Source organism: Paracoccus sp. AK26 (genome assembly GCF_011801365.1).
Classification (GTDB): Bacteria; Pseudomonadota; Alphaproteobacteria; order Rhodobacterales; family Rhodobacteraceae; genus Paracoccus; species Paracoccus aerius.
Genome location: NZ_CP041041.1, coordinates 2,536,743 through 2,557,937, shown reverse-complemented (window position 1 = coordinate 2,557,937; position 21,195 = coordinate 2,536,743). Strand labels below are relative to the sequence as shown.

The window sequence follows — 21,195 nt, the reverse complement described above, 5'->3', positions numbered from 1 at the left end:
CAATCGAGAGGCACCGATGACCCCGACCCGTTCCGCCATCCGTCCCGCCACCCGACTGACCTGCCTGACCGCCGCCGCCAGCCTGCTGGCCGGCACGGCCCTGGCGCAGGATTTCAATGCCGCGCCGCCCAATGCACCCGATCAGCAGCCCGCCTTCGAAAACCAGACCCGCGCCCCGGTGCTGGCCGATGACGTAAGCCTGAACCAGACCGTTCTTGCCGATGGGCTGGACCATCCCTGGGGGCTGGCAGAACTGCCCGACGGCGCCTGGCTTGTGACCGAGCGCGGTGGCAATCTGCGGATGGTCGGTGCGGACGGGTCGCTGTCGGACCCGATCAGTGGCCTGCCCGAGATCGACACCCGCGACCAGGGCGGGCTTCTGGACGTGACGGTGGCGGATGATTTCGCCGACACCCGCCGCGTCTGGGTCAGCTTCGCCCAACCGCGCGAGGACGGCAAGACGGCCACCGCCGTCGCCACCGGCACCCTGTCGGCCGACGGCAGCAGCCTGGAAGGGACCGAGGTCATCTGGCAGCAGCAGCCCGCCTGGGATTCGACCAAGCATTACGGATCCGTCCTGATCCATGACGGGCAGGGCGGCTTGTTCGTGACAACCGGCGAACGCTCGGTCCCCGATGCGCGCGTCTATTCCCAGAACGTTACCACGACGCTGGGCAAGGTTGTCCGCATCGACCCCGAGACGGGCGCACCGATGGGCGATCCGGGCGTGGCCGAGGCCCTGCCCGAGATCTGGTCCTGGGGCCATCGCAACATCCAGGGCGCTGCGCTTGACGACCAGGGCAGGCTCTGGACCATCGAGCATGGTCCCAAGGGCGGGGATGAATTGAACCTGCCTCAGGCGGGCCGCAACTATGGCTGGCCGCGCGTGACCTATGGCGTCGAATACAGCGGCGACCCGGTCGGGCAGGGCGTGACCCAGATGGAGGGCACCGAGCAGCCCGTCTATTACTGGGATCCGGTGATCGCGCCCGGCCAGATGACCTTCTATGACGGCGAAATGTTCCCCGACTGGCAGGGCGACCTGCTGATCGGCGGATTGAAGTCGAACGACCTCGTGCGCCTGGAACTGGATGGCGACCGCGTGACGGGCGAGGCGCGCCATCTGCAAGGCATCGGCCGCGTGCGAGAGGTCGAGGTCGCCAGCGACGGCGCCCTGATGCTGCTGACGGACGAAGACAACGGCCGCCTGATCCGCGTGACCCCCGCGCAGAGCGATTCGTGAGCCGGTTCTAGACCGGGCGGATCACATCGTCCTCGGCATCCTCGGGAGAGATGCCGAGGGCTTCAAGCCCGGCTTCCAGCATGTCGGCCAAACGTGGCTCGCCCAGCAGGTAATCCTCGGTGGGCGTGGTCCGTTCGATCCGGGCGGTCTCGATGGCTTCCTCAAGTTCCTCGGGCTCGAAGCTGTCGCGGCCGATCCACATCACGGCGACCAAGGATGCCTGCTCGTCCTCGTTCAGGTTGGCGATGAAGTCGTGCAGTTCAGACCGGATGCCGTGCTGGACCCTGCCGCCCGAATGCGCCCAAGGGTCCAGGCCGCTTCCGTATTCGCGGACCCGGATGATGATATGGGCGATCTTGTCGGGGTTGATCTGCAGCATGGCGGGCTCCTGGGTTGACGCGACTGTCGCGCCGTTCAGGGTGCCGGTCAATCCTTGCGTCCGAACAGCCGCTCGATGTCGGACAGCCGCAGCTTCACCCAGGTCGGGCGGCCATGGTTGCACTGCCCGGACCTGGGGGTGCGTTCCATGTCGCGCAGCAGGGCGTTCATTTCGTCAGCGCTCATGCGCCGTCCCGACCGCACCGATCCATGGCAGGCCATGGACGACAGGACCGCATCCAGCCGGCCCCGCAGGCGGTCGGACACGCCTTGGTCGGACAGGTCGTCCAGGATGTCGCGGATCAGCGCGCGAAGGTCCAGCTTCACCAGCATGGCCGGGACTTCGCGCACGGCGACTGCGCCGCCGCCGAACGGCTCGATGACCAGGCCCAGGTCGGCCAGGTCATTCGCGACGGACAGGATCCGGGCGGCATCCGCTTCGGGCAGGTCCAGGATCTCGGGGATCAGCAGGGCCTGGCGCGCGATGCCGGTCGCCGCGGCCTGCGCCTTCAGCCGTTCATAGACCAGCCGTTCATGCGCTGCGTGCTGATCGACGATCACCAGCCCGTCCGCAGTCTGGGCGATGATGTAGTTTTCATGGATCTGCGCCCGCGCGGCACCCAAGGGGGCCTCGGCAGGGGCGTCCGCCGGTTCCTCGGCCCGGGCCGAAGGCGCTTCGGCAAAGCCCGGAACAGGGGCCTGCAGATCCAGGCTGGCGCGGATGGCAGCCCCCGAGGGGCGATAGTCCATCTGGTAGGCAGGCGAGGCAACGACGGGCGCGGCGGGTTCGGCGCGGAAGGCCGCCATCGTGGCATCGCCCAGGGTCGATGACGCGCGATGTCCCGCCCCTGCCAGACCGTGCCGCAGCGCGCTGACCACCAGCCCGCGCGCCCCCTGCGGATCGCGGAAGCGGACCTCGGCCTTGGCGGGATGGACGTTCACATCGACAAGCTGCGGGTCGCAGGACAGATACAGGACCGCCGCCGGATGGCGCCCGGATGCCAGCACGTCCATGTAGCCCGCCCGCAGCGCGCCGGTCAGCAGCTTGTCCCGGACCGGGCGGCCATTGACATAGACATGCTGCGCCACCGCAGTTCCGCGCGAATAGGTGGGAAGGGCGGCAAAGCCTGCCAGCCCCAGCCCGTCGCGTTCCGCATCGAGGGGAATGCAGTTGTCGATGAAGTCGCGGCCCATCACGCGGGACAGGCGGATCTGCAGGGCATCGAACAGTTCGCCCTGTTCGGCATCGGCCCGGAAGATTTCCTTGCCGTCGGCACTCAGGGTGAAGCCCACGAAGGGTTCGGCCATCGCCAGGCGGCGGACGCATTCCGCCACGGCCATCGTCTCGGCCCGGTCGCCGCGCAGGAATTTAAGACGCGCGGGGGTGGCGAAGAACAGGTCGCGCAGCTCCACCACCGTGCCGGGATTGGAAGCGGACGGCCGCACCGGCGCCAGCTTGCCGCCCGCCACCGCGATCACCGCGCCCTCGCCCCCCCGCATCCGCGAGGTGATCGTCAGCCGCCCGACCGCGCCCAACGACGGCAACGCCTCGCCCCGGAACCCGAAGGAGCGGATCGCCAGCAGGTCGGTCCCGTCGATCTTGCTGGTGGCATGGCGCGACAGGGCCAAGGGCAGATCCTCGGGCGCCATGCCGCAGCCGTCGTCGCAGACCCGGATCAGCCGCCTGCCGCCGTCCTGGATGGCGATGTCGATGCGCGTGGCCCCGGCATCAAGCGCGTTTTCCACCAGTTCCTTGACGGCGGATGCCGGGCGCTCGACCACCTCGCCCGCCGCGATGCGGTTTGCCGTGGCCTCGTCCAGTTGGCGGATCACGGGCCGGATATTGGGGGCATGGCTGTTCATGCACCCAAATCTAGCATCCGCAGTCCTGCCTCGCCAGCGATTCTAGTTGGTGGGGGCGGGCTCGGTCGCGGTGATTCCTTCCGGGCGGCCGACCAGCACGAAGCGCAGGTCGTCCGCATCCAGCAAGCGTTCTGCGACGCGCTTCACGTCCTCGGCGGTGACGGCCTCGACCTTGGCGTTGCGGGTGTTCACATAGTCGATGGGAAAGCCGATCAACTGCATCCCCGCCAGGATGCCCGCGATGCTGCCGTTGCCGTCGAAGCGCAGCGGGTATTCGCCCGTCAGATAGGTCTTAGCATCGTTCAATTCCTGGTCCGTGACGCCGCCTTGGGCCATGCGGTCCCATTCGGCCCGGATCAGGTCCACCGCCTGGCCGGTCGTGGCGTTCGATCCCGCCATGCCGCCTTGCCAGGTCTGGCCATAGACACCCGTCGCCAGCGAGGTGCCGACGCCATAGGTCAGCCCGCGCTTTTCGCGGATCTCCTCCATCAGGCGCGAACTGAAGCCGCCGCCGCCCAGGATGTGGTTGGCGACAAAGGCCGCGAAGTAATCGGGATCGTCAATCGCGATGCCCGGTCCGGCAAAGCTGACCACGGTCTGCGGGCTGTCCCAGTCGATCACGGTGACGCCGCCGGTCAGCTGCAGGTCCGCCGGTTCCGGCAGGGGCGCGGTGCCCTGTTCCGGCAGGCCCCCCAGCACGGCGTCCAGAAGCAGGCCCAGTTCCTCGGGCGTGATGTCGCCCGCGGCACCCACCACCACCCGGTCGCGGGCCAGAACGCGGTTCTTGGCCGCGACCAGATCCTGCCGCGTCAGACCGGCCACCGATTCCTGCGTTCCGTTAATCGAGGTCGCATAAGGATGGTCGCCCCAGGCCTGGCGCGACATTTCCTTGGCGGCGATGGCTTGCGGATCGGTTGCCTCGGCCCGGATGATAGACTGGACCTGCGCGCGGACGCGTTCGATGGCGGCGTCGTCGAAACGGGGCTTGGTCAGCGCCTCGGCCAGAAGGGCCGCGGCCTCGTCGCGGTTCTCGGTCAGCGCGCGCATCCCGACGGTCAGGGAATCGTCGCCCACATCAAAGGAATACTGCGCCCCCAGATTCTCGACCGCTTGGGCGAAGGCCACCGAATCGCGGCTGCCTGCGCCTTCCTCCAGCGTGGCCGTCATCAGGTTGATCGCGCCGCGCTTGCCTTCGGGATCCAGGCTGGCGCCGCCCTTGAAGGAAAACTGGACGGCGACAAAGGGGATCGTCTCGTCCTCGACCAGCCAGGCCTTGATCCCGCCGGGCGAGGTGACCTCCTGGATGTCGATGGCATGGGCGGGAACGGCCAGGGCGGCCAGGAAGAGGGCGATGGCGGCGCGGATCATCCTTGCACCTCGGGGTTGGGGGCTTCGGCAGGGGCGGGCGCGGCATCGTCCGCCGGAATGGGCGCCGGAATGGGCGCGGGAACGGGCGCGGGCGTCGGCTGCGCCTCGGCGGCGGCCGGGGTGGGCGCGGCCGCCTCGCCTTCGGTCGGGGGCGGGGGCAGCAGCCAGCCGGTGACCGAGGCCTCGTTGCCCAGCACCTTGCGCGCGGCGGCCATTACGTCCTCGGCCGTGACTGCCGCCAGGATGTCGGGCCATGCCGCCACATCCTCGACCGACAGCCCGGTCGCCAGGCCCTGCCCATAGTCATAGGCCCGCCCATGCGCGGAATCGAGTGCATAAACCCGCGCGGCCTCGATCTGGGTCTTCACGCGGTCCAGATCGGCGGCGTCGGGACCGGTTTCCAGGAAGCGGGCCAGGACCTTGTCCAGTTCGGCCTCGGCCTCCTCTGGATCCATGTCGGCCGCCGGGACAAGCGAGATCGCGAAGCTGGTCGGATCGACGGAAAAGCCGTCATAGCCCGCATTGACCCACAAGGCCTTGCCCTTCATCGCCAGTTCGCGCCCCAAGACCGAGGTCTGCATGGACCCGCCCAGCAGTTCCGCCAGCACCGTCAGGGCGGCGGCATCCTTCTGGTCGCCGGGGTTGCGTTCGGGCGCGATGTAGCTGCGCGTCATCACCGGCTGGGGCACGCGGGGATCGGTCATCTCCATCCGCCGGGCGGACCGCTGGACGGGTTCCTGGGGACGGATGCGCGGCTCGGCCTCTCCCTTCGCGGGGATCGGGCCATAATATTGCTCGGCCAGTTCGCGGGCCTGTTCGGGGGTCACGTCGCCCGCAAGGATCAGCACGGCCTCGTTCGGGGAATAATGGTTGTCATACCATTCCAGGGCATCGGCGCGGGTCAGCCCCTCCATCTCGGCGCGCCAGCCGATCACGGGGCGGCCATAGGGGTGGTTGTAGAACAGCGTGGCGTTGCGTTCCTCGGCGAACAAGGATCCCGGGTCGCTGTCCACCCGCTGGGCCCGTTCCTCCAGCACGACCTGGCGTTCGGCCTGCCAGTCATCCTCGCCGATGTGCAGGTTGGCCATGCGGTCGGCCTCCATCTCCATCACCAGGGGCAGGCGGTCGGATGCGATCCGCTGGAAATAGGCGGTGAAGTCATAGGAGGTGAAGGCGTTGTCCATGCCGCCATTGGCGGTGACGGTCTTGGACAGTTCGCCCGGCTCCAGCTTTTCGGTGCCCTTGAACATCAAGTGTTCAAGGTAATGGGCGATCCCCGACTTGCCCGGCGGCTCGTCCGCCGATCCGATGCGATACCAGACCATCTGCACCACGACCGGGGCGCGGTGGTCCTGGATCACCACGGTCTCCAGCCCGTTGGGCAGCGTGAAATGGGTGACGCCTTCGGGCAGGTCGGCCCAAACGGGAACCGCGCTGACCGTCAGGGCCAGAAATGCGGGCAGGGTCTGTCGCAGCATGGGGGCGAAACCTCCTTGGTCCTGGCGGAAATCTGGCCCGATCCCAAGGCTTGCGCAACCGGCCTGACGCTATTGTGTCGCAAGGGTGATGGGCAGCGTTTCCGGGCCATGCGCCTGAAGCCCGATGCGCCAGGCGACGGGGCCGTCCAGCCCGATCGAGGGCGCGCGCGCAATCAGGCGGGCAAACAGCACCTCCATGTTCAGCCGGGCCAGGTTGTTGCCCAGGCAGACATGCGGTCCCGCCCCGAAGGCCAGGTGGACGTTCGGCCTGCGCGCAATGTCGAAGCGGTCGGGATCGGCAAAGGCCGCGGGGTCGCGGTTGGCGCTGGCGTAAAGCAGTCCAAAGCGCGTGCCGCGCGGCCAGTCCTGGCCTGCAACGGACAGATCCTCGGACGCATAGCGGTGGAAGAAGACCAGCGGCGGGGCGAAGCGGAACATCTCCTGCACGGCCAAGGGCATCAATCCGGGTTCGGCGCGCAGCCGGGCCATCTGCCCCGGATGGGTCAGCAGCGCATAAAGCCCGCTGCCCATTACGTCGATGGTCGATCCGTGCCCGGCATGGAGGATCTGCATGATGGTCGCGATCAGTTCGTCATGGGCCAGAAGGCCCGCGCCTTCGGCCCCGATCATCGCCGACATCAGGTCGTCGCGCGGCCGGGCCTTTCGTTCCGCATAGAGATCCTGCAGAGCGTCGTGGAACAGGCGCACCGCTTCCTCGGCCCGGGCCTTGCGGTCGGCGGTGCGGCGGCTGACATCGAAATAGCCGACGGTATCCTCGGTCCAGCGTGTCATCTGCGGGGCAAGCGCGGGATCGGTCCCGATCAGGTGCCCGATCACCTGGCCGGGCAGGTCTGCGGCCAGATCGGCGATGAAGTCGAAGCGCCCCTGCGGGATCAGGCGGTCAAGCGCCTTGTCCACCCACTGCGTGACGAAGGGCCGCAGGCCTTCCAGCCGGGTCTTGGTGAAGAACGGAAAGACCGCCCGCCGCAGCCGGTCATGGTCCGGCCCGTCCAGTTCCAGCATCGAGGTCTGCACGAAGCGTTCATGGAACGGCATGTCGTGGAAATTCTCGGCACGCTGCATCCGGCGCTGTTCATCCGCCCCGAACAGCGCGGTGCCGCGCACCATCCGCCGGTCGAGGGCAATGGCCTGCACATCCTGGAAACGCGAGGCCAGCCGGAAGCCCTGCCAGTCGGGCAGGCCGGGCGTCGCGCGCAGCCTTGCGTATTGTGGCCAGGGATCGCTTCCGAAACCGGGCTGCGACGGGTCAAAGCCCGCCGTCATTCCTCGATCGGGGCCGGGGATGTCTGGGTGATCGCGCCCGCGCGTTGCCACCGCTGCTGTTCGGCCCGCGAATCAAGCGCCAGCGGGCGATAGGCGCGCTGATAGACGGTCGAGCCGAACAGCGCCTCGAGCGGGCGGCGCTTGTTGCGCGATCGCCAGTCAGCATCCGATTCGGCCAGCCGCTCGCGGATCGCGGGATCGGTGCCCCGCCGCGTGGCATGGGCCACAAGCGCCCCGTCGGCCGCGGCGATGCCCTGGTCCTGCAGCCGCGCCGGATTGCCGCCAAGGGCTGCGACCGCATCGGCATTCGGATTGGGATCGGTGATATTTGCCCCGCCCGGTGTGGGCGCGGGCAGCAGGGCCAGATCCGCCGGCATGGACAGGGGCCGGGTCGGCAGGATGGCGAATTCATCCGGGCTGTTCTGGCCCGTCTCGATATTCATCAGCTGGTTGCTGCCGCAGGCCGAAAGCCCCATGACGGCCGCTGCCGCGATGCCCTTGACGAAACCCTGCATGAACCTGCCCCTTGTCTTGTTGCGCCCGTTCTAGCCGGATTTGCCCGTCCCGTCACGGGTCTTGTCGGCCCCCTTGGCGCGCGGCTTGCGCCCGGGCTTTTCCGGTTCCTTCTTCTGCGGGACCAGGACCAGCCCGATTGCGCCCGCGAAGATGGCAATGTCGGCCACGTTGAAGCTGTAGGGGTTTTGCCAGCCCGGCAGCGACATGTTCAGGAAATCCGCGACCGCCCCGTAAAGTAGCCGGTCGATCACGTTGCCGATCGCCCCGCCGATCAACAGCCCGCCCGCAATGCGCGCCATCACGCCCGCGTTAGACCGCCAGATCCAGACCCAGACCCAGGCCACGATGCCAAGCGCCACCGCGATCAGGATCCATTTCGTGACGTCTGTGTCCGAGGCCATCAGCCCGAAGTTCACGCCCTGGTTCCAGGCCATGCGCAGGTTCAGCCAGGGCGGCAGCACGTCGATTTCCCGCACGCGGTCCAGTTGCAGCACATGAACCACCCAGTATTTCAGCACCTGGTCCAGCACGAAGATCGTCGTCGCGACCCAGATCAGCAGCCGCATGTCGCTGCGGGGCGGAGGCGCGGGCTTCTTCGGCGCACGCGGGGTGCGCGGCTTCGGCGCCGGTCTGGATGGCGCGGGCGGCGGCGGATCGAGGGGCAGTTCCTGCTGCATCAGTGCCGGAAGTGCCGCTGGCCGGTGAAGACCATCGCCAGGCCCAGGCGGTTGGCCGCCGCGATCACCTCGTCGTCGCGCATGGATCCTCCGGGCTGGATGACGGCGCGGGCGCCGGCCTCGGCCAGGGCCTCGATCCCGTCGGCAAAGGGGAAGAAGGCGTCGGATGCGACAGCCGCGCCAATGGTCAGGGGCTGGCCCAGGCCAAGCGCCTCGGCCATGTCCTCGGACTTGCGGCGACCGATGCGGGTGCTGTCCACGCGGCTCATCTGGCCGGCGCCGATGCCGACGGTGGCCATATCCTTCGCATAGACGATGGCGTTCGACTTGACGTGCTTGGCAACGGTCCAGGCGAACAGCATGTCGCGCAGTTCGGCGTCATCCGGCTGGCGGTCGCTGACGACCTTCAGGTCGGACAGGCCCACATGGCCGTTGTCGCGCCCCTGCACCAGGAAACCGCCCGCGACCTGGCGGAAGGACAGGCCGGGCGCCTGCGGATCGGGCAGCCCGCCGGTGGTCAGCAGGCGCAGGTTCTTCTTGGCGGCGAAGACGCGCTTGGCGTCCTCGTCCGCATCGGGTGCGATGACGACCTCGGTGAAGATCCTGGCAATCTCCTCGGCGGTGGGGCCGTCCAGCACCTGGTTCAGCGCGATGATCCCCCCGAAGGCCGAGGTCCGGTCGCAGTCGAAGGCCCGCTTGTAGGCTTCCAGCGCCGTTTCGCCCCGTGCCACGCCGCAGGGATTGGCGTGCTTGATGATCGCGCAGGCCGGGCCTTCGGCGGGGTCGAACTCGGCGACCAGTTCAAAGGCCGCGTCGGTGTCGTTGATGTTGTTGTAGGACAGTTCCTTGCCCTGCCACTGCTTCGCGGTGGCGACGCCGGGGCGGTTCTCGCCCGTCACATAGAAAGCCGCAGACTGGTGCGGGTTCTCGCCATAGCGCAGGGGCTGGGCCAGCGTGCCCGCGAATGCGCGGCGGCGGGGCGTCTCCTCGCCGATGGCATCGGCTAGCCAAGTGCTGACGGCTGCGTCATAGGCGGCGGTGCGGGCATAGGCGATCTGCGCCTGGCGCTGGCGGAAGGCCAGCGTGGTGCGGTCGTCGTTGGCGTCCAGTTCCGCCAGCAGCGCGTCGTAATCCTGGACATCCACGATCACCGTGACGAAGCCGTGGTTCTTGGCCGCCGCGCGGATCATCGCCGGGCCGCCGATGTCGATATTCTCGATGCAGTCGGCATGGTCCGCGCCCTTCGCGACGGTTTCCTCGAAGGGGTAAAGGTTCACCACCAGCAGGTCGATGGGCCCGATGCCATGGGCCTCCATCGCGGCCTGGTGTTCGGCGTTGTCGCGCAGGGCCAGCAGGCCACCATGGACCACCGGATGCAGCGTCTTGACCCGGCCGTCCATCATTTCCGGAAAGCCGGTCACGTCGGCCACGTCCACCACCGTCAGCCCCGCCTCGCGCAGCGACTTGGCGCTGCCGCCTGTGGACAGGATCTCGATCCCTCGCGCCTCCAGCTTGCGGGCAAAGTCGATCAGCCCGGTCTTGTCGGAAACGGAAATCAGCGCGCGTCGGATCGGCACGGGACGGGACATGGGGGCCTCGCATCTGGTTTGCGCCCAACTACCCGCCCCGCGGCCCAAGGTCCAGAACCACCTGCGCTTCGTCGTTGTGCGAACAATCCTGCCGTCATTCCGCCTTGCACAGGCGGGCCATGAAGAAGCCGTCCATTCCGCCCCGATCCGCCCAGAAGTCCGGCCGCGTGCGCAACCCGCCTTCCGCCGTGATCCAGCCTGGCGTAACCCCGGGCAGATCCGGGGTCTCGACCGCCAAGCCCGGATGCCGGGCCAGGGCGGCGGCGACCTGCGCCTCGCCCTCGTCCGGCAGCAGCGAACAGACGGCATAAACCAGCCGCCCGCCGGGCCGGATCAGCGACAGCGCGTGGTCGATCAGCCGCGCCTGGAGATCGACAAGACCAGGAATCCCCGACCCGTCGCGCAGGAAGGGCAGGTCCGGGTGGCGGCGGATCGTGCCGGTGGCGGAACAGGGCGCATCCAGCAGCACCGCATCCAGCGCCGTATCGGGCCGCCATTCAAGCGCATCCGCCGCGACAAGATCGGCCGACAGAGCGCAGCGGTTCAGGTTCTCGGCCACGCGCCTGAGGCGGGCGGGGCTGATATCCACCGCCGTCACCTGCGCGCCGGCCGCGGCCAGTTGCAGCGTCTTGCCGCCCGGCGCGGCACAGAGATCCGCGATTCGTTCCCCCGCCTGCGGGTCCAGCAGCCGCACCGGCAGGGCGGCGGCCGCATCCTGCACCCACCAGTCGCCCGCGGCAAAGCCCGGCAGGGCCGACACCTGCGCGGGCCCATGGACGCGCAGCGATCCGGTGGGCAGCGTCTCGGCCCCCTCGACCGCAGCGCCGGGCTTCAGGGTCAGATCCAGCGGTGCCCCGGCCTGATGCGCGGCCTCGATGGCGCGTGCGGCCTCTTCTCCATAGGCGGTGACGACAGGACCGCGCAGCCAGTCGGGCATCGACTGGGGCGGAAGGTCCGTCCAGCCCCGATGCGCGGCGACCTTGCGCAGCACCGCGTTGACCATGCCCGCGGCGGCCTGGCCCTTCTGACCCAGGCCACGGGTCAGCGTGACGGCGGCATCGACAACGCCATGGGCAGCCCCGTCAAGCTGCAGCAGTTCGACCGTGGCCAGGCGCAGGATGTCGGCGACCTGCGGGCTTGGCCTGCGGCTGACATAGGCCCCGATCACCGCATCGGCGCGCGACTGGTGTCGCAGCACCTCGGCCGCAAGGCGCGCGGCGCGGGCCTGGTCGGGCGGTGCCAGGGCCTTCAGCGCGCCGGCCTGATCCGACAGGGACAGCCCGTCCCGCACCCCCACCAGCAGGCGCAACGCGCCCCCACGTGCCATATCCATGCCCCGCTTTGCCAAATCGCTTTCCTTCACCTAAGTCTTGTTGGAAGACTGATCCCGACCCCTTACGCCCAGATGGGAGATCTTTCCATGAGCGAACAGCCCCCGATGGAACCGGCAGACCTGCCGCCCGAAGCCCAACGCGCCCTGGCCGAGGCCGCCGAGCGTCGCAAGGCCGCGGCAGAGGCCGAAGCCCTGCCCAAGGAATACGGCGGCCGCGACGGCCCGGAACCCGTGCGTTACGGCGATTACGAAAAGAACGGCCTCGCGGTGGATTTCTGAATGGATTGGCTGCGCGCGTCCGCCGCCCAGCAGGGCCGTGCGATCATGGCCGGGCTTCTGGACCCGCTGGACCAGACCGAGGCTTACCTGGCCGCGATCAGGAACCATCCCGACGCACGGCGCATCTATGCCCGCGTCAGCGAAACCCGCGCCCGGTCCGAGGCGGTGGCCGCCCATGATCGGGCCAAGCTGGAACTGCGGCGCGGTCTTCTGGACGGCGTGGCGATCAGCTGGAAGGACAATATCGACAGCGGCGGCACCGTGACCGAGGCCGGGTCGAAGCTGCTGGAAGGCCGGGTGCCGCGCAAGGACGCGATCGTGCTGGCCCGCGCGGCGCGGCAGGGCACGATCTGCCTGGGCAAGACCCATATGACGGAACTGGCCTTTTCCGGGCTGGGCCTGAACCCGCGCACCGCGACGCCGCCCAACGCGCTTGACCCCGACCTTGCGCCCGGCGGGTCTTCCTCGGGGGCTGCGGTGTCGGTGGCGCTGGGGCTGGCTGCGGCGGCGATCGGCACGGATACCGGCGGGTCGGTGCGGGTGCCTGCGGCCTGGAACGACCTCGTGGGCTTTATCCCCACCCGTGATTCGGTGCCGGAAAAGGGCGTCGTGCCCCTGTGCCGCCGCTTCGACGTCCCTGGTCCCATTGCCCGCACGGTCGAGGATTGCGCCGAGCTGTTCGCGTTGATGGCCTGCCAGAAGACCGCCGACCTGCGCGGCGCCAACCTGGCCGGGCGTCGCCTGATGGTGCTGGAAGGCCTGCCCTTCGCCGATGCCGAGGAAGGCCCCGTCACCGCCTTCGAGGATGCGGTGGACCGGCTGGCCCGCGCGGGGGCGCAGATCGTGCGGCAATCTTCGGACTGGATCGCAAAGGCCATGCCGCTGTCGGCCGCACTGTTCGCCCCCGAGGCCTATGGCATCTGGCGCGCGCAGATCGAGGATGCGCCGGAATTGATGTGGGGCCCGATCCTGGACCGCTTCCGCAGCGGCGCGGCGGTCAGCGCGCCTGACTATATCGCCGCGTGGGAAAGCCTTGTGCGGATTCGGCGCAAGTGGATCAAGGAGGTCGCGTCGGGCTTCGATGCCATCCTGCTGCCGACCGTGCCGATCATGCCCCCCAATGCCCAGACCCTGCTGGATGACGAGGCAGAGTTCGTGCGTGCCAACCTGCTGACACTGCGCAACACCCGCATCGGCAACCTGCTGGGCCTGCCGGTCTGCACCCTGCCCACGGGCCACGGTGCCTGCGGGATCTCGGTCATGGGCCATGCCGGGCGCGACTGCCATCTGCTGCATGTGGCGGCGGGGGTCGAGGCTGCCTTGGCGGTTGCCTGACCCACCTGCGCCCTTTTTCAAGGGCGCAGAAACCAAGGCCGGCCCGGGACACCCGCGCGGGTTGTGTTTGTCACGGCCGGACGGGCCGCCCTTTCGCTGGACGCAAGCGGCCGATCACGCTAATGTTTCCTGTAATAAACGGGGCCAAAGACCCTGAAAGCGAGGCAGAGATGGCAATCCCCGAGCGGTTCTCGAACCTGCCGGAATACGCATTCCCGCGTCTGCGGGCGTTGCTGTCCGGCATCCAGCCGGGCTTGGCCGCAGGTGAAGCGCCGGTGGTTCTGACGATCGGAGAGCCGCGCCACCCCATGCCGGATTTCTTGGCCGAGGTGATGGCCGCGAATATGGGCGGATTCGCGAAATATCCCGCGAACGAGGGCACGCCCGGGCTTTTGTCGGCCATCGGCGACTGGCTGGGCAGCCGCTATGGCCTGGATGTCGCGCCCGACCGGATCATGGCGCTGAACGGGACGCGCGAGGGGCTGTTCAACGCCGCCCTGGCGCTGTGCCCGGAACGGAAGAAGGGGCAGCGTCCGGCGATCCTGATTCCCAACCCCTTCTACCAGGTCTATGCCGTGGCCGCCGCCGCCGTGCAGGCCGAACCCATCTTCGTGCCGGCCACGCCGGAAACCGGCAACCTGCCCGACTACACGGCCCTGCCGCCCGACCTGCTGGACCGAACGGCCATCGCTTACCTTTGTTCGCCCGCGAACCCGCAGGGCGCCATTGCGGACCGCGACTATCTGGAACAGCTGATCGCGCTTGCCGACCGGCACGACTTCGTGATCTTCGCCGATGAATGCTATTCCGAAATATGGCGCGACGCCCCGCCGCCCGGCGCCCTGGCCGTGGCGACCGAGATGGGCCTGGCCAACCGGGTGGTAATCTTCAATTCGCTGTCGAAACGCTCGAACCTGCCGGGCCTGAGGTCGGGCTTTGTGGCGGGATCTGCCGCAAGCATGGCCCAGATCCGCCGCCTGCGCGCCTATGCCGGCGCCCCCCTTTCGCTGCCCGCCCAGGCCGTCAGCGAGGCTGCCTGGCGCGACGAATCGCATGTGGCGGCAAGCCGCGCGCTGTATCAGCAGAAATACCGGATCGCCGACCGGGTGCTGGGCAACGTGCCCGGATACCGGCCGATCCAGGGCGGCTTCTTCCTGTGGCTGCCCGTAGAGGATGGCGAGGAAGCGGCGCGGACGCTGTGGGCGCGGGCCGGGATCCAGGTCCTGCCCGGCGCCTATCTGTCGCGAGAGGTGGACGGCCACAATCCCGGCCGTGGCTTCATCCGGGTGGCCCTGGTCGCCGACGCCGATGCGACCGAACCCGCGCTGCAACGGCTGCGTGCGGTGCTTTATGACGAAACGACGGGCGGGGAAGGTTAGGACCGATGGCAAGCTGGCAGGCAAAACACCGCGATCCGCTGTTCGACCAGTCCACGCAGGCCGCGCTTGAACGGCGCGGCAAGGAACTGCTGGGGGCGCTGCTGGTCTTTGCCGGCATCATCATCGCCCTGATGCTGTCCAGCTGGTCCCCCGAGGATCCCAGCTTCCTGTCGGCCACCGATGAACCCGCGCAGAACATCCTGGGCAGCTTTGGCGCCTATGTCGCCTCTCCGCTGATGATGATCGCGGGCTATGGCGCCTGGATGCTGGTCGTGGCAGCCGCCGTCTGGGGCTTGCGCTTCATGCTGCACCGGGGCGAGGACCGCTTCATGCGCGCGCTGTTCACCCCCATCGCGGTGGCGCTTGCATCCGTTTATTGCAGCACGCTTGTTCCGGGCGAGGGCTGGGAGCAGACCTATGGCCTGGGCGGCCATTTCGGCGACATGGTGATGGGCGCGATGCTGAACCTGCTGCCGGTCAAGGCGCAGATCGGCATCCGGCTTGCCGGGCTGCTGGTCGCCGCTGCCGTTCTGGCGATGACCGCCTTTTCCCTGGGATTCGAGCGGTCGGAACTGCGCGACCTGTGGCGCCGCTTCGTCACCGGCCTTTTGACCGCCTTCGACCTGTCGATGCGCGCGGCAGGGCAGGGGGCGGCTGCGTCGGCGGGGCTGAAGTCGCGGCTGGCCTCCCGGCGCGAGGCAAGGGCGGAAGGTCCGGCCCCGCGCGCTCCGGTCGTGTCGCGCCGCAGGCAAGCGCAGCCCGATTTCCTCGAGCTTGAGGAAGACCTGCCCGAACCCGAACTGATCGAGCGGGATGCCGATTACGACGGCGACGCCCCTTCGGCCGAGGAGGTCAGCGGCCGGATCAACGACGCGATCCGCACCCGGTCGGGCAAATCCTCGGTCCTGGCGGTGGTCGCCGCGCGCCTGACCCGCGAAGGCCTGCGAGAGGGGCGTGCTGATCCCACCCCTGCCGTGACCGGACTTGATGCGGACGACGCCCTTCCCCTCGTGCCGGCGCCTTCCCGCAAGCCCGCGCCCGCGCGTGCCCCGGTCGCCGCGCCGGACCTGCAATTCGAAGACGTGCTGAACAGTTATGAACGCCCGCCGCTGAACCTTCTGACCGCGCCCTCGGCCAGCGACCAGCAGACCGTGTCCGAAGAGGTGTTGACCGAAAACGCCCGGATGCTGGAAGCGGTGCTGGACGACTACGGCGTCAAGGGCCAGATCACCGAGGTTCGTCCCGGCCCGGTTGTCACGCTTTACGAACTGGAACCCGCGCCGGGCCTGAAGGCATCCCGCGTGATCGGCCTGTCCGACGACATCGCCCGGTCGATGTCGGCCTTATCCGCCCGCGTCAGCACGGTCCCTGGCCGCACCGTGATCGGGATCGAACTGCCCAACGCGCGCCGCGAAAAGGTGCTGTTGCGCGAAATCCTGGCATCCCGCGCCTTTGGCGATGGCACCCAGCCCTTGCCGCTGGCGCTTGGCAAGGACATCGGCGGCGATCCGGTCGTGGCGAACCTGGCCAAGATGCCCCATCTGCTGATCGCGGGGACCACCGGGTCGGGCAAGTCGGTGGCGATCAACACCATGATCCTGTCGCTGCTCTACAAGCTGACGCCGGACGAATGCCGGCTGATCATGATCGACCCCAAGATGCTGGAGCTGTCGGTCTATGACGGCATCCCGCACCTGCTGTCCCCCGTCGTCACAGATCCCAAGAAGGCCGTCGTGGCCCTGAAATGGGTCGTGGGCGAGATGGAGGAGCGTTACCGCAAGATGTCCAAGATGGGCGTCAGGAACATCGAGGGCTATAACGGCCGCGTCCGCGAGGCCCTGTCCCGCAACGAGATGTTCAAGCGCACCGTCCAGACCGGCTTTGACGAGGACACCGGAGAGCCGATCTTCGAGACCGAGGAGTTCAAGCCCGAGACCTTCCCCTATATCGTCGTCATCGTCGATGAGATGGCCGACCTGATGATGGTCGCGGGCAAGGAAATCGAGGCCTGCATCCAGCGCCTGGCGCAGATGGCCCGCGCATCGGGCATCCACCTGATCATGGCGACGCAGCGCCCGTCCGTCGATGTCATCACCGGCACGATCAAGGCGAACTTCCCGACCCGGATCAGCTTCCAGGTCACCTCGAAGATCGACAGCCGCACCATCCTGGGCGAACAGGGCGCCGAACAGCTGCTGGGCCAGGGCGACATGCTGTATATGGGCAACGGCGCCCGCATCACCCGCATCCACGGCCCCTTCGTGTCCGACGAGGAAGTCGAGGAGGTCGTGACGCATCTGAAATCCTTCGGCCCGCCGTCCTACAAGTCGGGCGTGGTCGAAGGCCCCGAGGACGAGGTCGCATCCGATATCGACGCGGTTCTGGGTCTGGGCGGCGGCGAAGGCGGGGATGATGCGCTGTATGACCAGGCGGTGATGATCGTCGCCAAGGATCGCAAATGTTCCACCAGCTATATCCAGCGCAAGCTTGCCATCGGCTATAACAAGGCCGCCCGCCTGGTCGAGCAGATGGAGGAGCAGGGCGTGGTGTCGGCAGCCAACCACGTCGGCAAGCGCGAGGTGCTGGTGCCCGAGGTATAGGCGGCGGACGCAAAGGCCCCCTTGGTCACCCGCCGCGCCGGAACCGCCCCCGGCCCTTTGTCCTGACCGTCAGCCAAGCGCCTTGCGGAAGGTGATCTTGTGGTCGCCTTCGGCCCAGAAATCCCGGATCCTCGCTTCTTCCCTGTATCCGTTGCGGGCATAGAAGGCGCGGGCCATTTCATATGGCCCGGTGCTCGAGGTATCGACGATGACGATGCGTGCGCCCCTGGCGCGCAACTGTTCCTCGAGCGCCGCCACAAGTGCCGCGCCGATCCCCCGCCCCTGAAAGCCGGCATCCACGCCGAGGGCGAGCATGTTCCATGTCCCTTGCGTCAGCCTTTCGGCGCGGGCAAAGCAAAGCGCGGCGAGGGTTTCCTCCGACAGGCAGGTCAGCCAGAGATCGGCCGGATCGCCGCCAAGAAACGGGGACATCAGTTCGGGCAGCATCTCGGCCGGGAACAGGTCGATGCTGTCCAGAACCTTTCCCAGCCCCTCCAGGTCGCTGGCAGAGCAGAGCCGGATATCAAGCGCGGTCATGGAAAAACCTGTCAGGTTGCATGGGTGATCGGAAAGGCATGGCCGGGCATGGTCAACAGCAGACGCCCTTCGCCGCCAGGTTCTGGCCGTTGCTTCCGCCCGCTGGCAGGCGCCCTTGCGACCGGATATACCCGGACCATGACCACTTGTCACATCCATCTTCTGAATGCGCGCCACAACCTGACGCCGGTCCTGTCCGAGATCCGGCAGGCCAGCCGGGATGCGGTGGCGCGGGCTTCGATCCATGCCGATCTGCCGGATTTCGATCTGGTCCTTCGCGCGCAGTCGGATCGTTCGGCCGACGGGGCGGTTCAGGGCCATTGCCCCTCCCCCGGCGTGGTCGAGGTTGCGGTGAATCCCGCCCGGTTCGCCCCGGACGCCTTTGGTCGCGCCCTTGTGCGCCAGTTGGCCCATCTGCTTCGGTGGAGCGGCCCCGGCTATGGCCGTTCGCTGGGCGAGGCCTTGGTCAGCGAAGGGCTAGCGGGGCATTTCGTGCTGCAGGTGCTGGGCGGGCAGCCGGATGCCACGGATGCGGTCCGGCCCGCGCAGGGGGCCATGCGGCAGGCGATGAACGAATGGGCGCGGCAGGATTACGATCATGGCCGCTGGTTCGGGGGCAAGGGCGACCTGCGGCGGGGGACCGGCAACAGCCTGGGCCATCGACTGGTCGCCGAACATCTGGCCCATCATCCGAACGACAATGCGGCCCTTCTGGCGCTTGCGCCCGCCGACCCGTTCCGCCAGGCCCTGCGCCGGCTTGCGGCGTCGGAAGGACAGGCCGAGGGGCCGGCCCCGGACGCGCCGCCGTCAGAGGCCTGAAAATCGGCGGGGGCTGCGCGACATCGCCATCCAGCCGCCCATCAGCAGGCCCGCCAGCGCGCCGCCCAGATGCGCCTCCCATGCGATCGAGGGCATCAGAACGGTCAGCGCCACGTTCAGCACCACCATCACCGCAACGCCTCGCCAAAGCTGCCCCAGCGGGCGCCGGCGGCGCCAGCCGGTGACGGCGGCAAAGCCCACAAGCGCGCCGGCAAGGCCGAAGATCGCGCCCGACGCGCCGATCATCGGCCCTCCATCGGGCGTCATCACCGCGAACAGCAAGGCCGCCGCGACCTGCGACAGGGCATAGACAAGCGCCATGCGGGCCGGACCGATCAACCGGTTCAGTTCGCGCGCAAGGGCCACCAGCGACAGCATGTTCATGCCCAGGTGCAAAAGCCCCGCGTGCAGGAACCCATAGGTCACGAAGATCGTCAGCACATGGCCGGGAAAGATTCCGTGGCCCGCCCAGACCACCGGCGACCAGAAGCCGCCAAAGATCACCAGGGCCTGCTGCACGATGGGATAGCCCAGCAGGTCGGCGCCCATGGTCAGGACCTGGATCGCGCAGCACAGGGCGATCACGATCTTGACCCACATCGGCAGGCGCGGGCGCAGGCTGTCCTGCATGGCGACAAAGGGGTCGCTGTGGGCCACCATCAGTCCGCCTTGATCTGGCGGGCTTCGGACAGCAGCATGATCGGAATGCCCGCGCGGATCGGGAAGGCCAGGCCGGCCGCCTGCGAAACCAGTTCCTGCCGCGCCGCGTCATAGGACAGGGTGGCATGGGTGACGGGGCAGACAAGCGCCTCGAGCATGTGGCGGTCGAAGCCGGGATGGGGGCTTTGGGTCATTGCAAACGGTCCTCGGTATCGCCGCCATGCAGCGCGAATTCGATCAGGCCTTGCAGCAGTTCGCGACGATCGGCCAGGGTTGGGCTTTCCAGAAGCGCCTGCCGGTCGCCCGAGGAAAAGGGCAGGACCATCGACAGCGAATTGATCAGCGCTTCGTCCTGGGCCTCGGCGGCGGCGTCCCAGTCGGTCGACAGTTCATGCGAGTCCATGTAGCGGCGCAGCAGCGGAAACAGCGCGTCGCGGTCCATGCCCTTGTCTTCCTCGGGGCCCTTCAGATCGCGGGCAAAGCTGGACCAGTCGACCTCGGCCATCAGATAGGGGGTGAATCCCTCCTGCACCTCGGTCAGGCGGAAGCGCGACACCGCCAGAAGCGAAATCATCTGCCGGCCGTCGTCGGTTTCCGAAAAGGCCACGACCCGGCCCGCGCAGCCGATCGTGGCCAGGCCCTCGCCCTCGGGCTGGATCAGGCCGATCAGCCGGTGCTCGGTCTTCAGTGCGTCGTCCAGCATCTGCAGGTAGCGCGGCTCGAAGACATGCAGCGGGATCCGCGCCCGGGGCATCAGCACGGCCCCCTCCAGGGGGAACAGCGGGATTCGCGAGGGCAGATCGAAGCGGAACCGCATCGGATCAGGCGAAGATCATCGAGGACAGGCGCCGGCGGCCCTTCTGGACCAGCGGGTCGTTGGGCTTGAGGCTGTCGAAGATGGTCAGAAGCTGGGCCTTGGCAGCCCCTTCATTCCAGTCGCGGTCGCGGCGGAAGCTGTCCAGCAGGATGTCGATGGCCTCGTCGACCCGGCCGGCGGCGTGCAGGGCCTGAGCGTATTCCAGTCGTGCCTGCTGGTCGTCGGGATCGGCGTCCACCCTGGATTGCAGGGCATCCAGCGGCCCGGCCTTCGCGGCCTGGCGGGCCAGGTGCAACTGGGCACGCGCGGCCTCGACCGGGGCACTGGTCGCGGCGGGGGCGGGGATTGCGTCCAGTGCCGCTTGCGCGGCATCCGCGTCGCCCGCGGCCAGATGGGCGCGGACCAGGCCTGCCCAGGCATCGTTGCTGGCGGGATCTTCCGCCGCGATGGCAGCAAAGGTTTCGGCGGCATCGGCAAAGGCGCCTTCCTCGAGCATCTGCTCGGCCGCGGCAAGGGCGTCAGCCAGCCCGCCGTCATCGCCCGACAGCGCCGCCAGCTTGTCCACGAACTGCTTGATCTGGCTTTGCGGGATGGCGCCCTGGAAGGCATCGACCGGCTGGCCCTGGAAGAAGGCGTAAACCGTCGGGATCGACTGCACCCGCAGTTGCGCGGCGATCATCTGGTTTTCGTCCACATTGACCTTGGCCATGCGCACCCGGCCCTTGTGGCGCGCGACCTCGGCTTCCAGTTGCGGGCCAAGCGTCTTGCAGGGGCCGCACCAGGGCGCCCAGAAATCCACGATCACCGGCACCTGCATCGAGGCCTGCACGACTTCCGCCATGAAGTTCGCCTCGGTCACGTCCTTGATGAAGTCGCTGGGCTTGGGTGCGTCGGTGGCGCCGTCAAAGAGCATGGTCATGAAGATCCCCAGAAGGTTCGGGTCTGAACTGTTGGGCGCAATATGGGGGCTGGGGCCGTGAAGGGGAAGGGTTGTTTCGGGCGGCGAAGCTGGGGGACTTCACGTCCCCCAGACCCCCTGT

20 protein-coding genes are annotated in these 21,195 nt (G+C 68.1%); 6 read left to right on the top strand and 14 right to left on the bottom strand.

Annotation, left to right across the window (positions count from 1 at the left end; all coding sequences use genetic code 11):
- Nucleotides 1-16: 16 nt before the first annotated feature.
- On the top strand, nt 17-1,243 hold the full coding sequence (locus FIU66_RS12720; RefSeq protein WP_167623112.1) for a PQQ-dependent sugar dehydrogenase: 1,227 nt from the start codon (nt 17-19) through the stop codon (nt 1,241-1,243).
- Nucleotides 1,244-1,250: 7 nt separating this feature from the next.
- Here FIU66_RS12720 and FIU66_RS12715 read toward each other — a convergent pair whose 3' ends face one another.
- The 9 genes from FIU66_RS12715 to FIU66_RS12675 all read right to left on the bottom strand — a co-directional run bounded on the left by FIU66_RS12715 (nt 1,251) and on the right by FIU66_RS12675 (nt 11,729).
- Nucleotides 1,251-1,622 (bottom strand): DUF3775 domain-containing protein, encoded by a 372-nt coding sequence (locus FIU66_RS12715; RefSeq protein WP_167623111.1) that lies wholly within the window; start codon nt 1,620-1,622, stop codon nt 1,251-1,253.
- Between the two features lie 47 nt (nt 1,623-1,669).
- Nucleotides 1,670-3,484: a DNA mismatch repair endonuclease MutL gene (gene mutL / locus FIU66_RS12710; RefSeq protein WP_167623110.1), complete on the bottom strand. Its 1,815-nt coding sequence runs from the start codon at nt 3,482-3,484 to the stop codon at nt 1,670-1,672.
- 42 nt (nt 3,485-3,526) lie between these two features.
- Nucleotides 3,527-4,852, bottom strand: coding sequence for a pitrilysin family protein (locus FIU66_RS12705; RefSeq protein ID WP_167623109.1), 1,326 nt, complete (start codon nt 4,850-4,852; stop codon nt 3,527-3,529).
- Nucleotides 4,849-6,330 carry a pitrilysin family protein gene (locus FIU66_RS12700; protein ID WP_167623108.1) on the bottom strand — a complete coding sequence of 494 codons (1,482 nt, stop codon included), beginning with the start codon at nt 6,328-6,330 and terminating at the stop codon, nt 4,849-4,851. Before FIU66_RS12700 ends, FIU66_RS12705 begins: the two co-directional genes overlap by 4 nt.
- A 69-nt stretch (nt 6,331-6,399) precedes the next feature.
- Entirely contained in the window at nt 6,400-7,614 is a 1,215-nt protein-coding gene (locus FIU66_RS12695) for a cytochrome P450 (protein WP_167623107.1), read from the bottom strand.
- The gene (locus FIU66_RS12690; protein WP_167623106.1) at nt 7,611-8,129 is read right to left on the bottom strand and encodes a DUF3035 domain-containing protein; all 519 of its coding nucleotides are present in this window, start codon (nt 8,127-8,129) and stop codon (nt 7,611-7,613) included. The genes FIU66_RS12695 and FIU66_RS12690 overlap by 4 nt, the downstream gene beginning before the upstream one ends.
- 30 nt (nt 8,130-8,159) lie before the next feature.
- Nucleotides 8,160-8,807, bottom strand: a complete 648-nt coding sequence (gene lspA / locus FIU66_RS12685) for a signal peptidase II (protein ID WP_370528918.1) — start codon at nt 8,805-8,807, stop codon at nt 8,160-8,162.
- Nucleotides 8,807-10,396 carry a bifunctional phosphoribosylaminoimidazolecarboxamide formyltransferase/IMP cyclohydrolase gene (gene purH, locus FIU66_RS12680; RefSeq protein ID WP_167623105.1) on the bottom strand — a complete coding sequence of 530 codons (1,590 nt, stop codon included), beginning with the start codon at nt 10,394-10,396 and terminating at the stop codon, nt 8,807-8,809. The genes lspA and purH overlap by 1 nt, the downstream gene beginning before the upstream one ends.
- Before the next feature lie 94 nt (nt 10,397-10,490).
- Nucleotides 10,491-11,729, bottom strand: coding sequence for an RsmB/NOP family class I SAM-dependent RNA methyltransferase (locus FIU66_RS12675; RefSeq protein ID WP_167623104.1), 1,239 nt, complete (start codon nt 11,727-11,729; stop codon nt 10,491-10,493).
- A gap of 87 nt (nt 11,730-11,816) precedes the next feature.
- On the opposite strand from FIU66_RS12675, the gene FIU66_RS12670 reads away from it, so the two are divergent.
- The 4 genes from FIU66_RS12670 (at nt 11,817) to FIU66_RS12655 (ending at nt 17,322) form a co-directional block, all read left to right on the top strand.
- A complete protein-coding gene (locus FIU66_RS12670) occupies nt 11,817-12,008 on the top strand; it encodes a DUF1674 domain-containing protein (protein WP_167623103.1) in 192 nt (63 codons plus the stop codon).
- Nucleotides 12,009-13,343 (top strand): amidase, encoded by a 1,335-nt coding sequence (locus FIU66_RS12665; RefSeq protein WP_167623102.1) that lies wholly within the window; start codon nt 12,009-12,011, stop codon nt 13,341-13,343.
- Between the two features lie 170 nt (nt 13,344-13,513).
- Complete coding sequence (locus tag FIU66_RS12660; RefSeq protein ID WP_167623101.1) at nt 13,514-14,722, top strand: aminotransferase class I/II-fold pyridoxal phosphate-dependent enzyme; 1,209 nt, start codon at nt 13,514-13,516, stop codon at nt 14,720-14,722.
- A 5-nt stretch (nt 14,723-14,727) separates the two neighbouring features.
- Nucleotides 14,728-17,322: a DNA translocase FtsK gene (locus tag FIU66_RS12655; protein ID WP_167623100.1), complete on the top strand. Its 2,595-nt coding sequence runs from the start codon at nt 14,728-14,730 to the stop codon at nt 17,320-17,322.
- Between the two features lie 69 nt (nt 17,323-17,391).
- Here the strand turns inward: FIU66_RS12655 and FIU66_RS12650 are convergent, their stop codons facing one another.
- Nucleotides 17,392-17,859, bottom strand: coding sequence for an N-acetyltransferase (locus FIU66_RS12650; protein WP_167623099.1), 468 nt, complete (start codon nt 17,857-17,859; stop codon nt 17,392-17,394).
- 138 nt (nt 17,860-17,997) lie between these two features.
- On the opposite strand from FIU66_RS12650, the gene FIU66_RS12645 reads away from it, so the two are divergent.
- Complete coding sequence (locus FIU66_RS12645) at nt 17,998-18,678, top strand: DUF2268 domain-containing putative Zn-dependent protease (RefSeq protein WP_167623098.1); 681 nt, start codon at nt 17,998-18,000, stop codon at nt 18,676-18,678.
- Here FIU66_RS12645 and FIU66_RS12640 read toward each other — a convergent pair.
- The 4 genes from FIU66_RS12640 to trxA are packed head-to-tail and all read right to left on the bottom strand — an operon-like array spanning nt 18,667 to nt 21,068.
- Complete coding sequence (locus FIU66_RS12640) at nt 18,667-19,338, bottom strand: rhomboid family intramembrane serine protease (RefSeq protein WP_167623097.1); 672 nt, start codon at nt 19,336-19,338, stop codon at nt 18,667-18,669. The two genes, FIU66_RS12645 and FIU66_RS12640, sit on opposite strands and share 12 nt — an antisense overlap.
- Complete coding sequence (locus FIU66_RS12635) at nt 19,338-19,532, bottom strand: Trm112 family protein (RefSeq protein ID WP_167623096.1); 195 nt, start codon at nt 19,530-19,532, stop codon at nt 19,338-19,340. Before FIU66_RS12635 ends, FIU66_RS12640 begins: the two co-directional genes overlap by 1 nt.
- Nucleotides 19,529-20,155 carry an LON peptidase substrate-binding domain-containing protein gene (locus FIU66_RS12630; RefSeq protein ID WP_167623095.1) on the bottom strand — a complete coding sequence of 209 codons (627 nt, stop codon included), beginning with the start codon at nt 20,153-20,155 and terminating at the stop codon, nt 19,529-19,531. The genes FIU66_RS12635 and FIU66_RS12630 overlap by 4 nt, the downstream gene beginning before the upstream one ends.
- A gap of 4 nt (nt 20,156-20,159) precedes the next feature.
- Complete coding sequence (gene trxA, locus FIU66_RS12625) at nt 20,160-21,068, bottom strand: thioredoxin (RefSeq protein ID WP_167623509.1); 909 nt, start codon at nt 21,066-21,068, stop codon at nt 20,160-20,162.
- Between the last annotated feature and the right edge of the window lie 127 nt (nt 21,069-21,195).

What these genes read in the sequence shown, in the direction of transcription:
- FIU66_RS12670 (WP_167623103.1), top strand. Translation starts at nt 11,817, where the DNA reads ATGAGCGAACAGCCCCCGATGGAACCGGCAGACCTGCCGCCCGAAGCC.
- FIU66_RS12630 (WP_167623095.1), bottom strand. Translation starts at nt 20,155, where the DNA reads ATGCGGTTCCGCTTCGATCTGCCCTCGCGAATCCCGCTGTTCCCCCTG.
- FIU66_RS12645 (WP_167623098.1), top strand. Translation starts at nt 17,998, where the DNA reads ATGACCACTTGTCACATCCATCTTCTGAATGCGCGCCACAACCTGACG.
- FIU66_RS12635 (WP_167623096.1), bottom strand. Translation starts at nt 19,532, where the DNA reads ATGACCCAAAGCCCCCATCCCGGCTTCGACCGCCACATGCTCGAGGCG.
- mutL (WP_167623110.1), bottom strand. Translation starts at nt 3,484, where the DNA reads ATGAACAGCCATGCCCCCAATATCCGGCCCGTGATCCGCCAACTGGAC.
- FIU66_RS12700 (WP_167623108.1), bottom strand. Translation starts at nt 6,330, where the DNA reads ATGCTGCGACAGACCCTGCCCGCATTTCTGGCCCTGACGGTCAGCGCG.
- FIU66_RS12705 (WP_167623109.1), bottom strand. Translation starts at nt 4,852, where the DNA reads ATGATCCGCGCCGCCATCGCCCTCTTCCTGGCCGCCCTGGCCGTTCCC.
- FIU66_RS12665 (WP_167623102.1), top strand. Translation starts at nt 12,009, where the DNA reads ATGGATTGGCTGCGCGCGTCCGCCGCCCAGCAGGGCCGTGCGATCATG.
- FIU66_RS12715 (WP_167623111.1), bottom strand. Translation starts at nt 1,622, where the DNA reads ATGCTGCAGATCAACCCCGACAAGATCGCCCATATCATCATCCGGGTC.
- FIU66_RS12660 (WP_167623101.1), top strand. Translation starts at nt 13,514, where the DNA reads ATGGCAATCCCCGAGCGGTTCTCGAACCTGCCGGAATACGCATTCCCG.
- FIU66_RS12640 (WP_167623097.1), bottom strand. Translation starts at nt 19,338, where the DNA reads ATGGTGGCCCACAGCGACCCCTTTGTCGCCATGCAGGACAGCCTGCGC.
- FIU66_RS12655 (WP_167623100.1), top strand. Translation starts at nt 14,728, where the DNA reads ATGGCAAGCTGGCAGGCAAAACACCGCGATCCGCTGTTCGACCAGTCC.
- trxA (WP_167623509.1), bottom strand. Translation starts at nt 21,068, where the DNA reads ATGCTCTTTGACGGCGCCACCGACGCACCCAAGCCCAGCGACTTCATC.
- FIU66_RS12695 (WP_167623107.1), bottom strand. Translation starts at nt 7,614, where the DNA reads ATGACGGCGGGCTTTGACCCGTCGCAGCCCGGTTTCGGAAGCGATCCC.
- FIU66_RS12720 (WP_167623112.1), top strand. Translation starts at nt 17, where the DNA reads ATGACCCCGACCCGTTCCGCCATCCGTCCCGCCACCCGACTGACCTGC.
- FIU66_RS12675 (WP_167623104.1), bottom strand. Translation starts at nt 11,729, where the DNA reads ATGGATATGGCACGTGGGGGCGCGTTGCGCCTGCTGGTGGGGGTGCGG.
- lspA (WP_370528918.1), bottom strand. Translation starts at nt 8,807, where the DNA reads ATGCAGCAGGAACTGCCCCTCGATCCGCCGCCGCCCGCGCCATCCAGA.
- purH (WP_167623105.1), bottom strand. Translation starts at nt 10,396, where the DNA reads ATGTCCCGTCCCGTGCCGATCCGACGCGCGCTGATTTCCGTTTCCGAC.
- FIU66_RS12690 (WP_167623106.1), bottom strand. Translation starts at nt 8,129, where the DNA reads ATGCAGGGTTTCGTCAAGGGCATCGCGGCAGCGGCCGTCATGGGGCTT.
- FIU66_RS12650 (WP_167623099.1), bottom strand. Translation starts at nt 17,859, where the DNA reads ATGACCGCGCTTGATATCCGGCTCTGCTCTGCCAGCGACCTGGAGGGG.